Origin of the sequence: Emticicia oligotrophica DSM 17448 (assembly GCF_000263195.1) — a bacterium.
Classification (GTDB): Bacteria; Bacteroidota; Bacteroidia; order Cytophagales; family Spirosomataceae; genus Emticicia; species Emticicia oligotrophica.
Window position 1 is genome coordinate 2022875 of record NC_018748.1, and the last position, 14771, is coordinate 2037645.

The window sequence follows — 14771 nt, forward strand, 5'->3', positions numbered from 1 at the left end:
ATCGGGAATTTGTTAATTCTGTGTAAATCTCGCAAATCTTTTTAATCAAGGCTAAAAACCTTAGCTTTGTGTTCAAAATATAGACATAATGAACCAAAATATCGACAAACTTTATAGAATAGCACAAAAGAAAGAACGCCTAATAATTGGCTTAATGTCAGGCACTTCAATGGATGGGCTTGATGTAGCTTTATGTAAATTTCGAGGAAGTGGTGGCGATACTGAGGTAAGTGTGATTGGCTTTGAGACGATTGGTTTTGATGAGGAAGTAAAAGATGAAATTCGACAAGTTTTTGCCAAGCCAACCATAAGTTTTCTACAATTATGTGTATTGAACCCTTGGATTGGCAACCTTCACGCCGATATTATTAATAAATGTTTGAAAAAATGGAATATTTCACCCAATGAGGTTGATTTAATCGCTAGTCACGGACAAACAGTTTTTCATGCACCAAGGATTCTTCATAAAATTGAGAAATTCCCTAACGCTACACTTCAAATTGGTGATGGAGACCACATTGCAGTAAAAACAGGTATCATTACATTTTCAGATTTTCGCCAAAAACATTGTGCAGCAGGTGGCGAAGGAGCTCCTTTAGCGGTTTATGGTGACTATCTTATTTTTTCTAAGCGAAATGAAAATCGTATTCTCCTGAATATGGGTGGGATTTCCAATTTTACTTATTTGGCAGGAAATCTTGATGCAAACGAGGTATTTGCTACTGATACTGGGCCTGGAAATACCTTGATTGACGCTTACATGAAGAAACATTTGAACCTACCTTATGATAAAGATGCTAAGGTAGCCAGTAGAGGAACGATAAATCGAATGTTGTTGGATGAATTAAAAAGAGATGATTTTTTTGCTAAGCCATTCCCTAAAACTACTGGCCCTGAGTTATTTAACCTCGAATATTTGAAAAATGCACAAGATAAAAGTAATACACTTGGGCTTTCGCACGAAGATATTTTGGCAACATTATGTAGGTTTTCGGCTGAAACAATTGCTGAGGCAATCTTACGAATGATGGAGTCTAAAACTTTGAAAGATGTGAGTGTCTATGCAAGTGGTGGAGGGGTCCATAATCCACTAATTATGAGCAGTTTAAAAGGGTTATTGCCTAGTTTTGAATTCCTGAAAACAGACGATTTAGGTATTGCGGGCGATGCAAAAGAAGCGGTTCTATTTGCTACTTTGGCCAATGAGGCAGTTTCGGGGGGGAATACCAATTTCGGTACTCGCAAGGGCGTTCCAAGCATAAACTTGGGTAAAGTTTCGTTTCCATACTAAATATTATTTCACCAAATTTGTATGTTTTAGTATTAATTAAGTTTTATGAATTACAAATTACTATTATCCATTCTACTTTTTGTATTAGTTAAAAATGGATTTGCTCAAATCACCATCACTCATCCTTTTGAGCGAATGGTTTATCAAAGAAATAATTCGAATCAAGCAAAAATTAACATCGCTGGAAATTATTACTCTGCTATTGACCGAGTCGATGCTCGTGTAGTGAGTATTACAGGAGGTAACACAACTGCTTGGACAACCATACAATCGAACCCAAGTAATGGTTATTTTTATGGTACAATTACCGCTACGGGTGGGTGGTATAGATTAGAGGTTAACGCTTATCGAAATAATACCTTAGTTGATTCAAAAAGTATTCAAAAATTAGGTATTGGTGAAGTTTTTGCCATTGCGGGTCAATCAAATGCACAAGGTGGGGCTGGGGTAAGTACACCCGCTGAAGAAGATATGGTAAATACTGTAAATTATAGTAATAACCTTACAGATTATAATCGATTACCTATTGGATTTTCAAAAATGGAAGGCGATTCTTGTAAAATTGGTCCCTTTCATTATGTGCCATGGGCTTGGGGAAAATTAGGAGATTTATTGGTAAGGAAACTAGGCGTACCTGTTTTATTCTATGGGGCTGGGCATGGTGGAACTTCGAGCAATGATTGGAGTAAATCATCACAAGGCTTGCCTTATGATGGAGAAAGTTGGAAACGTCAAGATTTAGGAGCCCCTTATCGTGCTTTAGAAAATAGTGTGGCTTATTATGGGAGTTTAACAGGTTTAAGAGCAGTTTTGTGGCATCAAGGTGAGAGTGACCCCGAGACATTTTTTTTACCTTACTATGAAAATGTAAGAAATGTTATTAATAAAAGTCGAGAGAATGCCGAACATACAAGTTTAGCATGGGTAGTAGCAAGGGTTTCAAGAAATCCTGAGCCGCACGACGGGCCTATACTTGGTCAAAATACATTAATCTCAGGCTTTCAGGTTGGTGGAGGTGATTATTATCCACCCGTGCCCTACGTATTTGCTGGGCCAAATACCGATAATATCAACGGTTCTACTTATAGAACCGATGGTATTCACTTTGATACCTACGCAGGTCAGATAGAATTTGCCAATGCTTGGAATTCCACCCTCGATAATACCTTTTTTACGAGCTCAATACCAATGATGGCCTCAGCATTATTGCCAGTTTCTTTAACTTGCAATAATTCTACGCCAGCTACCCCAATTACTTTAAGTGTGACAGGTGGTTTTAATAAATATGCTTGGTCGAATAGACAAAATACTGTGCAAGAGTCAATAGGTTTTAATTATAATGGTTGTTGTCAATATACGAACATTCCACCAGTTGGATATGAAAACCTTAATTGGCGTACTTTGGATAGTACATCCATAACAACGGGCACCGCTGCAAGATATGCCGCCAATGTTAGAAAAAGCTCTAAAAAAGTGTTCTTTAGCCCTGTAATTGATTTATCAGCATTTACTTTACCAACGAGCCCAGCCTTTAGTAGTTCGGCAACGCAAGTACGTCCAAACGATAGTTTAGTATTAACAGGCTCTAATTGTAATGGAACCTTTTTATGGTCAACAGGTGCAACCACTAATCCGCTCACCTTTGTTCCAAGCACTACTAATAGTTATACCGTTCAGTGTAAAACACTCTATTGTATTAGTGCTGCTACTTCACCGCAAACGATTACCGTATCATCTTGTTTTCCAGATAACTTGAACTTAAACGGAACGGTCAGTAGTGCAGAATCGCCATACTCAAGCCAACAATCAATACAAAGTAATCAGATTATACAATTGAGTGGAAAAATAAACTATACTGCAGCCAAGAAAGTAGAACTACGGCCGGGTTTTGAGGCTAAATCTGGGACTGTATTTCAAGCAATGATTTCGGGGTGTAATTAACTAGAAGGATTTAAAGCAAAAAAGCTCCTTTCAAATGGAAAGGAGCTTTTTTGTTTACGCAATATTTTTTATGCTGAGTTTCGACTCGCATTGATATTACCAAATAGAGAGCGAGTAACCATTTTTTCGTAAACTAACTTTAGTTTCTCGTCTTTAGTCTCTTCTATTCTTTGCAAAGCATATTGCTGAATCGTTAGTAAAGGCAATACAATGTGCTCACGATAATTGATTGACATCTTACCTAAAGTTTCATTTGCCATCAATTCGCTTTGCCCCGAAACTAAAAGCATATTCTTTACAGAAAGTAAATATTCTTCATACAAGATATTCCAAAACGCACCATATTCTGGGTCGTTTTTCATGTATTTGGTCAATGGGAAATAGGTTTTAGTTAAAGCCATCATACTATTTTCCATCAATGTCTTGAAATATAGCGAGCTTTGATAGAGCGATTTCAAATCTTCTAAACGACCTTCCTCGATAACTTTTTGCATAGCAGAGCCAAATCCAAAATATCCTGGAACATTCTGCTTTAATTGACTCCACGAACCAACAAACGGAATGGCTCGGAGGTCAGAAAGCATAAGTTTCTTTCCAGAACTTCGTTTACTTGGACGGCTACCAATATTGGTTAAACCATAATATTTAAGTGGACTTTTGTTTTCGAGGTAAGAAACAAAAAGTGGGTGTTCTTTAAGTTCGAAATATTTTCTTACACCCTCTTCTGCTAATTCATCAATTAATACACGCTCTTTTTTGTCTAAAATTGACCTATCATCGTGGAATACATCATTGATGATACCTGCGGAAATCAACTGTTCGAAATTATACATCGCTTGTGGGCGAGAGCCGTACATTGAAGTAATGGTTTGGCCTTGAATTGTCACCTGTATTTCATTATTGGCGATAGTTGGCCCTTGCGAAGCATAAAATTGGTGAGTTTTTCCACCGCCACGAGCTGGAGGCCCACCACGACCATCGAAGAACATTACTTCTATTTGATTTTTCTTCGATACTCTCGAAAGCTTTTCTTTCGCTTGGTAGATTTCCCAGTTTGCTTTTACGTATCCTCCATCTTTCGTGCCATCAGAGAAACCAAGCATAATCGTTTGATGATTTTTGCGGTGTTCTAAATGAGCCTTGTAGAATGGTAATTGATATAAAGCCGACATGGTTGATTGGGCATTATCTAAACCTTCGATGGTCTCGAAAAGAGGCATTACATCAACATTAACCTCTGAAGGTGTGATACCGCAGAATCTGAAAAGAGCCAAAACTTCTAACACCGAGAACATTGAAGTAGAGTTACTGATGATATATCGGTGACAAGCTTTCTCGCCATTGAGGGTTTGAATTTCTTTGATTGCTTTTACTGTTTTGAAGGTATCCTTAGTAAGCGGGTCTTCAAAATCATCTTCATTGATTAGTAACTCATGCTCTGTCAAGAAATGAAGTTTTTCTGCGTGAGTCCATTCAGAATAAGGCTTTGGAGAAATGGCATATTTTTGGTTGATTTCATCCATTACTTTTTCATGAATACTACTATCTTGACGAATATCTAAGCTCGCAAAATGTAGTCCGAATAGCTTTACTTGTTGGATAAATCTATCAAAAAGGTCTAAGAAAATAGAATTATGCTTCGTAATGAGCAAATCACGAACTTCATATAGCGATGCAAGGAGTTCTTCGAGCGTGAGGTCATTTTTCAGGCCATTCATATTCGTGTGAATACGATTACTGATTTGTGTCAGTAGTGGCATGATACCTTTGAGTGTCAGGCGGCGACAAACAATCTTGAAATCGTTGTAATAACACTTCAAAATGCTTGAACGCAATTCTTGAGCTACTTTCTTAGAAATGTCGGCCGTCACAAATGGATTGCCGTCGCGGTCGCCACCGGGCCAAAAACCTAATTCAAGTACAGGGCTAAATTCTGATTCTTCAGTTTGTAAATAATTATTGATTTTCTGATGAATCTCACCAATGACTTGATAATAAACGTGACGAAGATAAAAAATGATACTTTGGGCTTCTTCAAGCGGTGTAGGCTTTTGCTCGTTGATAAAAGGTGTTTTACCAAGCTGTTGCAGCAAAGCATCAATACCATTGATATCATTTTTAGGTATCAACTCTTCCAAATCTTGAATAATACGCAACACACTATTTGGGTAAAATTGCGTAGGGTGAGCCGTAAATACTACACGAACCTTGAAGTTTTTGAGTTTTTGCTTTACTTCTTCAATTTTATTTTGCTGAATCGCCAATTCGAAGGTGCTTTGGAGCGTTCCCTTTCCATTAATCGGCGTAAGTTTCTCAAAAGCAGAATCTTCAATACTATCAAATAATACAACCTGACGCTCAATGTAAGTAATGAAGCGGAAAAGAAGGTCTATTCTTTCCTTTTCGTCTTTGATAGTGGTGTATTGATTGAAGAATAAATTGATGATTTCTTTAGGGTCTTTACCCTGTTCAAAACCAGTTTCCGATAAATCATGAAGGAATGGCATTAATTGACCAATCTTTGCCATCTTATCGTAAGGGAGCCTCGAAAAAAGCGTGTTGAATACAAGATATTTGTTGTGAATCTCTTGTGTAAAAACCGATTCGATTGAATTTTTAGGCATTCTTGTGCAAGTATTAAGGTTTTGTGTAGCAAAATACGCAAAAACATACTGCATTTTGATGAATTAGCCGAATAAACTTTGGATTTTCTTGGAAAAATTAAAATTTTTCAAAACAAATAACAAATAATGAAAAAACGTATTCGAGATTCCGCTAGCTTAGAAGATGTTGCTGTTTAATACATAGCCAGTGGGTAGGTTTTTATGACTATTACCAACCATATTATTTAGGAAGTTTTTCCTATAATTTGCGGGTGTCGTTTGAGTATATTTCTTGAAGGTCTTAATGAAGTGATTATGGTTATTGAAGTCGCAAGAAAAACAATGTCAGCAATATTTGTTTCGATACATTGGAGAAGTTTTTTTTGCCAAGTCAATTCGTTTTTGGTTGACATACTCAACTGGCGAAATACCGAATTGTTGTTTGAAACATCTGTAAAAGTTAGGTTCGCTCATACAAGCTTTTTCGCTTAGTTCCTTGACAGATAGTGTGCGATGTAGGTTTTCGTGTATGTATTTTACTGCGTAAGCAAGGCGATTAGTATTGATATTTTGTTGAAAATTTTCAAGTAAAATAGTTCTTGCTTTGGTTTGCATGAGCCTGATTATCAGTTCTTTCAAAACCAAATCGGCAAATACATCTTTTGCTTTATTATTTTCAGTAAAAATATAAATTAGATGAGAAATGAGGTGATTAATAACAATATCGTTAGTTAAAAAGAAATTCGATTCCGAAAATGACCAACCATTTTTATCATCAATCAATGGAAATTGCTCGTTTAGTTCATCAGTAACTCTTTTAATTTGTGGTTGAGAAATGGCTAAGGCTAGGCACTGAGTAGGATTATCTTCTTGGGCTTCTGGAAAATCTATTTCCATGAGTTAGTGGCTTGGTACAATCACCGATTCGCCCGGAAAAAATCAAAAGAGGGTAAATCAGTAAGGTGCATAACTTTTTTCCCTCGAATCATACTAGCTAAAACAGGATTCTAAAATTGTAATGCAACTTTTTCGGCCGATTTGTGGGTTTCATAGATATTTAATCCAGCATTATTCAATGTGTAAGCAGTACGATTCTCAACTAAATCGACTAATTTGCGATTTTGTTGATGATAGCTGATATTAAAATATGGTTCCATTGACTAATTGATAGAATAGTTCTCTTTATTTATACAATTATTTAAACCGAAAACCCGTCTAATGTGTTTTTTATATAAATTTTTAAATAATTGTATTGTACAATTTTGATAAAAAATAGAAGACAAGATTAATTATCTATTAATTCTTTGAAGTAAAGTAAGATTTACCATTAGTTAGCGATGAAATACCCAATATATATGGACTACAATGCTACAACACCCCTTGATAAAAGGGTGCTTGAAGCAATGATTCCATACCTAACAGAGCATTTTGGAAACGCTGCTAGTCGCTCCCATGCCTACGGTTGGAAAGCGGCTGAGGCGGTAGATGCAGCACGTCTGCAAGTGGCCGATTTGTTGGGTTGTACATCAAAAGAAATTGTTTTTACCAGCGGGGCTACTGAGGCTGTCAATTTGGCGATAAAGGGTGTGTATGAAGCTTTTAGTTCGAAAGGAAATCACATTATTACAATCAAAACAGAGCACAAAGCTGTATTAGATACTTGTCAACATTTAGAAAAATTGGGTGCTGAGATTACCTACTTAGACGTTGATAACGAAGGAAATATTGACTTAGAAAATCTTAAAAATGCTATAAAAAAGCAAACAATTCTGATTTCTGTAATGGTGGCCAATAACGAAATTGGCGTAATTTACCCTATTCAAGAAATTGCTCGAATTGCACATGAAAATGGTATTTTGTTTCATACCGATGCTACCCAAGCGGTTGGTAAAATACCAGTTAATGTAATAGCAGATGAAATAGACTTACTCAACCTTTCGGCCCATAAACTATATGGCCCCAAGGGAGTAGGTGCCTTGTATGTGAGAAAAAAACTAAATATCATTGCTCAACAAGATGGAGGCAAGCATGAGCGTGGCCTTCGTTCGGGTACATTAAATGTTGCAGGAATTGTAGGATTAGGGCAAGCCGCCGAAATAGCCCATCGTGAAGGCCTACAAGAAGCAGAAAAATTACGTTATTTGAGAGATAAACTCGAAGAAGGAATACTTACCCAACTACCACATGCCAAACGAAATGGTAGTAAATTGAAAAGATTATCTAATACAATTAATATTAGTTTTGGGAAATTAGACGGCGAACAATTACTCATGAACCTCAATGAAATCGCAGTATCAAATGGTTCAGCTTGTAATTCGGCCTCAACCGAGCCAAGTTATGTACTCAAAGCTATGGGTCTTGATGATGAGTCGGCTTATAGTTCGGTTAGATTCAGTTTAGGAAGAATGACCCAAGAACAGGATATTGACGTGGCCATTGAGCACGTAGTGAAGGTGGTTAATAAAATGTACTAATATTTCAAGAAATGCCTTTTTATAGAATATACATGAAAGAAATAAAGCAAATAACCGAGGCTTATCAAAATATAGATTTCAGTAAAACTCAAGCCGCACTGGCCACTGTAGTACGTGTGGAAGGCTCTTCTTACCGACGTACAGGAGCAAGAATGTTAGTTTTAGAATCGGGTGAGTGGATTGGCGGTATAAGTGGAGGGTGTTTAGAAGGGGATGCCTTGAAAAAAGCTCGTTTAGCTATGTCACAGAACAAGGCTACGTTGATAACTTACGATACTACTGATGACGACCCCTATCAAATTGGTGTTGGTCTTGGCTGCAATGGAATTATTGATGTTTTGATTACACCTCTAGACCCTCAAAACCCCAATAATGCAGTTAGACAACTACAAAGTTGTATCGACCAACGAACGCCTAATTTGATAGTAACGGTTACACAAATAAGTAAATCAAGAAGTGATATTGTTTTGGGTGATGTTTTTCGATTTGATAATGAAGCTCATTTTACTAAAGTTTTTCCTTTAAAAGAATTGAATGAAGAGCTCGTATCTAGCATTGTAGAAGCACTTGAAACAACCAAATCGGTTTCAAAAGAATATATTCTAGAAGAAGGTACGAAAATTACACTTTTCTTGGAAGTAATTCCACCAGCCATTCAACTCTACGTTTTTGGAAGTAATTATGATGTTTACCCAATGGTTCGGGTAGCGAAAGAATTAGGTTGGAGAGTTATTGCGGTGTGTAATCCAGCTAAAATGCATCCATCACTTTCACAAATGGCTGATGCGGTCGTGCCGAAAGATTACCAACCCGAAATAGATAAGTTTACGGCAGCAATTTCGATGTGTCATGATTATGAAACTGATTATCGCAATCTTCAAATGCTATTAAATACTGATATTCGTTATATTGGACTTTTGGGGCCGAAGAAACGAACTATCAAAATGTATGACCGTATGGCTGAAGAAAAAATAGAGCTTTTACCAGAACAAGAACAGCGAATTTTTAGCCCTGTAGGCTTGGATATTGGAGCAGCTACTCCCGAAGAAATTGCCCTTTCGGTTTGTGCAGAGGTCAGAGCTTTCTTCTCTAGTAGAGATGGAAGTAGTCTTAAGCTTCGCCCGAAACCCATATACGAAAATTAATTTTGTTCTTAGCGGTAATGATAATACTTTTGCTATTTCCAAAATAGCTAAGACCTTCACATGTCAGCAAACTTTGTCACTTTTTACCTAATAATAGTACTTATCACGGGTCCTTTTTTTCAATATCTCCCAGTGTTTACTTATTTAAGATGGGAAGAAGTTTTATTGGCAAAAGTTCTTAATCAAGCACCAACTATTTTTCTACTCGGTTATTTACTTTTTCCACTAAAGAAAAAAAAGAACTCGAATAAACCCCCATTAATTCTATTCTTACTAAGTAGTATCTTCACGGAGATACATCATTATATCGTACCCCCCGACTATGAATTAATGAGTATCGTTGGAAACAATATCGTTTCTTATAGCATACTTGCATATCTACTTTTCAGCCTTCGAGCTCCTTATAAAGAAATTACTCAGGCTGTTTGGATTTATGCTGCTGGGGTTTCGCTACTAATTTTTGCTTTATTTGGGTTTTCTGTTATTGAGATATTCAAATCCTATATTCCCGATAGACCTTTGCCTTTTTTTATTTTTATCACTTTTATTCTTGTATCAACTTTTATGGTTTTTCTAAGCTTTTTGTTGGCAAAACCATTCAAGAGAACTTGGTTTGAAATTGTCTTAGGAATTATCGCAATGGTTTGCGTCGATATCTATATCTATACTTCTTTTTTTGTATTAAATTCAACCCCAGACCTTGTCTATACTTTTGGAAAGATATTGTCATCAGTAGGTATTCTGCTTGTTGTAGATGGGATTTCCAATCAGAAGCCACAAAATTCTCTTCCTAATTATTTGTTTTCTTAATTATCTAGCTACTCTACTCGAACAGGAATCTGGCGATTTATAGAAAGCCATTGTTGAAATAAAAATTGCCCCTGTTGTATACGGAAAGTTTGAAGGCTTTGCCGAACTAATTGATAAGGTTGAGCACGAAAGTTTTGTATTAAAAGTTACCCCAAACAGAAAATTGGTAATGTAGAGGCTTATGTCAAAATTATGTTGAGTCTTATTGCAAATAATCAAATAGAATTATCATTTAAGGGTGTAGCTAATACACTTACTAATCATTTTTCTACAATTTCGAGAAAGATGTTCAAACTTAATAATCATCTATATTTAGAACGAAGTTTAAATCCTAATAAACAAACGATTAGTTTTCGAGTTTTTTATCTCGAAAACTACCTAAATAGTATTGTTTTCAAGCGAAATTTATCTTAAGACTCAAGGTTTAGTCAGTCACACATCGGAATCCAACCGTTGCATTGCGTTCAAAACCTTCTGAAACTCGTAACAAATGTTGACGATGGGTGAGTTTTTGAGGTCCGCCTTGCACATACCACCAACTTGAGGTAGGTTTAAAAAACGAGCCACCTTTAAGCATGATATACTGATAAGAACCATTCTGATAAACATCGTTCGTGAGTTGCCAAACGCTACCAACCATATCGTTTATTTTTAGTTCACTTGCACCAGTAGGGTGTTGTCCAACTTTGCTAATTTGTCCGTTTCCGTTATTAGTTTTGGTTGAATCAAACGCATTTCCCCAAGGATAAGCTCGTGAGTCGGGATATTGGGCGGCATATTGCCATTCTTTTTCAGTAGGAAGGCGTTTGCCTTTTGATTGGCAATAGCTTTGGGCATCTTGATAGCTTACATAAACAGCAGGATATTTTCCTAAAGTATCAGGTTGTTTGCTCATTTGCCAGTGCTTCAAAAAATTGAGCTTATCAGTTGGTAGGTATTTAGTTTCCGATAAAAACTTCTTAAAATCGGCATTACTTACTAGGTTTTGGTCAATCCAGAAGCTTTTCATGAATTGCGTAGTATTATTTTGTTCGTCAGGATAGAATACAAAATCATCACCCCTTGTAAATGTAAACTTGAAGTTTTGTGCGGGGATTTTTATCATTTTGCTGTAATCAGCCTTGTTTTTTACTTCTGAAATGGCACTAATTAGGCGTGGCGTCCCAGGTTTTACTTCAAAAATTCGTTCATCAATTAAGCGTGCATTATCAAATAATTGAACCACAAATTTCCCTTCGTAGCTACCAAAATAATCTATCAGTTTAAGGCTAAAATTTGTTTTTTTGAAAGATTGATAGCTTTGTTCATAGCTTGGTTTGCCTGCCCATATTCTTACTTCTGTTCCACGTGGTGCATTGATTTTTAGAGAATCTTCGTATAACTGATGGTGAATTTGTAGGAGACTTGGAAATTTCCTGATACAGCCAACTTCTCCTTCATTGTTTGTGCCGAGCCAAGATGCATTAAAGGCCTCGGTTTCAACCTCTATATAGAATTTGCCATCGTTTTGTTTGTTTGGCGAAATTTCTTTATGCTGCCAGAGGTCGATGTAATGAAAATCTTTTGTAGAATCGACGGCAAATAAAGGGCCTTTAAAACCTTCTGGTATTAGGCTGAAAATGGTATAAATGGCTTCATCGTTATTTTTATGCTTCCATTCGTTTACATAAATCTTGTCTTTAAGCGTAGAAATGAGCGGAACATAGTTTTTTGATTGAAAAAATGCAGAATTTTCACGTAAAATTCTTGATGTTCGACCCAAATAGCGGTACTGTTCATCAAGCCACTCAAGCGGTTTCCCATTTTTAAAAATATTGAGTTCTGTACCATAACCATTAAAAAATGAAGTGGCGAATTCTCTTTTGATAGGTTCGAGGTAAATTTCAGCTACTCGAAAAATAGCGAAGTCTGGGCGTATAAATTTATTGAGGTTCAACAAAGGTGGGTAGTAAAGGGCATTATGAACCCTTCCCGAAATAATTCCCGACATATTCTTCGGCACAGCCATTCCTTCCGAATACATGACTACTCCTTTTCTTACACTATCGGCGGCATTTTGTAGTGCTTTGCTAGATTCGCCTTTTGTATCTAATACCACGCCATCTGCTGAAACAGCCCTTACCAACTCCGCCATGCCATCAAGGTGGCCTTTTTCGCCTTCTTTGGCCGATATTTTGTAGCTTGTACTTTCATCCCAAGGATTATAGCAGATAAAAAACTTCGTATTTTGTTGACGTGAGTATTCGGCCAATGATTTAATTTTAGGCAAACCTCCCGGTAAATCACGAAACATGTCCCATTGATTACGTTGGTCGAGGCCGAGCGTTGGCCAAGTTGGCCAAATACCTACGGCATCATTGCCACCATAAAGTTTTTTGCCATTTTCTAAGAAATTTTTATAGGCTCCGTAGCCTTCTTTGGGTGTATAAAACCATTTATCCCAGACCATTATTAGGTGCATCACGTAGGCATCTCGAATCCATTGCAAATCTTTCCTCTGGTACATCGAGTCATCGAATTTTTCAATATCATATAAATAATTTTCTTGAAAAACCTTTCTGATACCTTCTTGCCAATCACCTTGATAAAAATCAACGTAAAGTTCATAAGTCACAGTTCCTTGCGGAGCAATGATGGTTTCAAACCTTTTGCGAGTTGCTTTTTCCCATGTTTTCCTACGAGTCAGAGCATAAACTTTCTGTTGATTGGTCAGTTCGATGGTAGCATACCCAAGTTCCCAAGCGTTATCGGGTACAATAACATTGACAGGCGTTTTATTAGGTTGAAATAAATGCGTTCTTGAAAGCCAATGGTCGCCCAAACCAGTGATGTACACATGTTTATCCGAAACGCCAAATGGAACGATGTTTCGGAGGTTTAGGGTGTCATTTGAGATGTTTTTGAAAACAATTTTAGCTTTATAGGCATTTCTGAAGCTTCCTTCGCTTATAAAACTAATTTCAAACTTTGTTTGCCAATCTTGGTTTAAGGTATTGGTTAGTTGTTTATTTATCTCGAAAGAAAGTAGAGGAGTTATAGCAGTTGGTGCGTGTTCTGAAATTCTTTTTATTTCGTAATTTTCTAATTTTAATTGTGCCACTTGGCCATGAGTCGCAGCGTATGTGAATAAAATTAAGAGGAAGATTTTTTTCATAGCTTGAAGATTAGGTCACGAATGAAATGAATTTAGTGTTGTTTTACCAAATATTTTCCGAAAAATATGGTAATTTGTTGACTATAAAAAATGTAGATAAAGCCGAAAAGAAAGTTTTATATGAATATATGATAACAGTAGAACAAGCAGAACAGATAATTTTAGAAAATACTATTCAAATTCCCGCCGAAAAAGTAGGCATTAATGATGCTTTGGGAAGAATTTTAGCGGAAGACCTTTGTGCTGACCGAGATTTTCCGCCATTTAATCGAGTGACAATGGATGGAATTGCCATCAGATTCGAGCAATGGCGTAGTGGACAAACTGCGTTTTCCATCGAAGCAACGGCGGCAGCGGGGAACCCTGAAAAAACTTTAGGAAATAATCAAAATTGTATAGAAGTAATGACTGGTGCGATGTTGCCAGTGAATACTGATACCGTAATTCGTTACGAAGATTTGTCAATCAAAGACAAGGTGGCTACGATTACAGTCGATAATTTATTGGTTGGGCAAAATATTCACCTACAAGGCTCTGACCGAAAAAACGGTGATATAATTGTACCTAAAGGAAGAAAAATATCAGCAGCTGAAATCGGTGTGGCGGCAACCATAGGGAAGGCTGAAATTTTGGTTCAAAGAAAACTACGTGCGGTGGTAATTTCAACTGGGGAAGAGATTGTGTCCATCACCGAAACGCCGCTTCCACACCAAATTCGTACATCGAATGGTTATGCTTTACAAGCTTGTTTGAAAAACTGGGGACTTGAAACGGAAAATGTGTTATTGCCAGATGACCAAGCTATTATTGAATCGAAGATAGCTGAGTTTATGGAAACATTCGATGTGTTGATTTTGAGCGGCGGTGTTTCGGCAGGGAAATTTGACTTTGTGCCGCAAGCTCTTGAAAATCAAGGTGTTAAAAAGCTGTTTCATAAAGTTTCGCAAAGACCAGGAAAACCTTTTTGGTTTGGAAAATCTGCTAAAGGATCATCCATTTTTGCTTTGCCGGGTAATCCAGTTTCTACCTTCATGTGTTTAAATCGGTATTTCAAAAAATGGCTTGATGCCTCACAAGGCATTGAAAATGAGCAGTTAATGGCCGAATTAGCTGAGGATTTTACATTCAAACCCGAGCTAACCTTTTTCTTGCAAGTAAAATTGTCATATTCGCTAACCGGCAAAATTTTAGCAAGCCCTGTTGAGGGTCACGGCTCAGGCGATTTAGCAAATTTAGTTGAAGCTGATGCTTTTCTAGAATTGCCGCTTGAACGTAGTTTCTTTAATAAAGGAGAAGTTTTTAAGGTGTTTATGTATCGTTAAAATAGTTGAGGCACACACAAGGTGTGCCTCA

General features: G+C 36.9%; 10 protein-coding genes. 6 read left to right on the plus strand and 4 right to left on the minus strand.

Annotation, left to right across the window (positions count from 1 at the left end):
• Positions 1-88: 88 nt before the first annotated feature.
• Both EMTOL_RS08375 and EMTOL_RS08380 read left to right on the plus strand, forming a co-directional pair.
• Positions 89-1291, plus strand: a complete 1203-nt coding sequence (locus EMTOL_RS08375; RefSeq protein ID WP_015028846.1) for an anhydro-N-acetylmuramic acid kinase — start codon at positions 89-91, stop codon at positions 1289-1291.
• A gap of 45 nt (positions 1292-1336) precedes the next feature.
• On the plus strand, positions 1337-3232 hold the full coding sequence (locus tag EMTOL_RS08380; protein WP_015028847.1) for a 3-coathanger stack domain-containing protein: 1896 nt from the start codon (positions 1337-1339) through the stop codon (positions 3230-3232).
• A gap of 68 nt (positions 3233-3300) precedes the next feature.
• On the opposite strand, the gene EMTOL_RS08385 is transcribed toward EMTOL_RS08380, so the two are convergent.
• The 3 genes from EMTOL_RS08385 to EMTOL_RS22395 all read right to left on the minus strand — a co-directional run bounded on the left by EMTOL_RS08385 (position 3301) and on the right by EMTOL_RS22395 (position 6992).
• Complete coding sequence (locus tag EMTOL_RS08385) at positions 3301-5910, minus strand: phosphoenolpyruvate carboxylase (RefSeq protein WP_015028848.1); 2610 nt, start codon at positions 5908-5910, stop codon at positions 3301-3303.
• A 270-nt stretch (positions 5911-6180) separates the two neighbouring features.
• Positions 6181-6732, minus strand: a complete 552-nt coding sequence (locus EMTOL_RS22390; RefSeq protein ID WP_305953201.1) for an AraC family transcriptional regulator — start codon at positions 6730-6732, stop codon at positions 6181-6183.
• A 110-nt stretch (positions 6733-6842) separates the two neighbouring features.
• The gene (locus EMTOL_RS22395; protein WP_305953202.1) at positions 6843-6992 is read right to left on the minus strand and encodes a hypothetical protein; all 150 of its coding nucleotides are present in this window, start codon (positions 6990-6992) and stop codon (positions 6843-6845) included.
• A gap of 180 nt (positions 6993-7172) precedes the next feature.
• Between EMTOL_RS22395 and EMTOL_RS08395 the strand changes: the two genes are divergently transcribed.
• From EMTOL_RS08395 to EMTOL_RS08405, 3 genes are read left to right on the plus strand one after another with little or no spacing between them, the layout of a single operon-like run.
• On the plus strand, positions 7173-8309 hold the full coding sequence (locus EMTOL_RS08395) for a cysteine desulfurase family protein (RefSeq protein WP_015028849.1): 1137 nt from the start codon (positions 7173-7175) through the stop codon (positions 8307-8309).
• Positions 8310-8341: 32 nt separating this feature from the next.
• The gene (locus tag EMTOL_RS08400; RefSeq protein WP_041693487.1) at positions 8342-9454 is read left to right on the plus strand and encodes an XdhC family protein; all 1113 of its coding nucleotides are present in this window, start codon (positions 8342-8344) and stop codon (positions 9452-9454) included.
• Positions 9455-9514: 60 nt separating this feature from the next.
• Entirely contained in the window at positions 9515-10264 is a 750-nt protein-coding gene (locus EMTOL_RS08405) for a hypothetical protein (protein WP_015028851.1), read from the plus strand.
• A gap of 424 nt (positions 10265-10688) precedes the next feature.
• Here the strand turns inward: EMTOL_RS08405 and EMTOL_RS08410 are convergent, their stop codons facing one another.
• Complete coding sequence (locus EMTOL_RS08410) at positions 10689-13418, minus strand: formylglycine-generating enzyme family protein (protein ID WP_015028852.1); 2730 nt, start codon at positions 13416-13418, stop codon at positions 10689-10691.
• 128 nt (positions 13419-13546) lie between these two features.
• Here EMTOL_RS08410 and EMTOL_RS08415 point away from each other — a divergent pair, with 128 nt between their 5' ends.
• Complete coding sequence (locus EMTOL_RS08415) at positions 13547-14740, plus strand: molybdopterin molybdotransferase MoeA (RefSeq protein WP_041694010.1); 1194 nt, start codon at positions 13547-13549, stop codon at positions 14738-14740.
• Positions 14741-14771 lie beyond the last annotated feature (31 nt).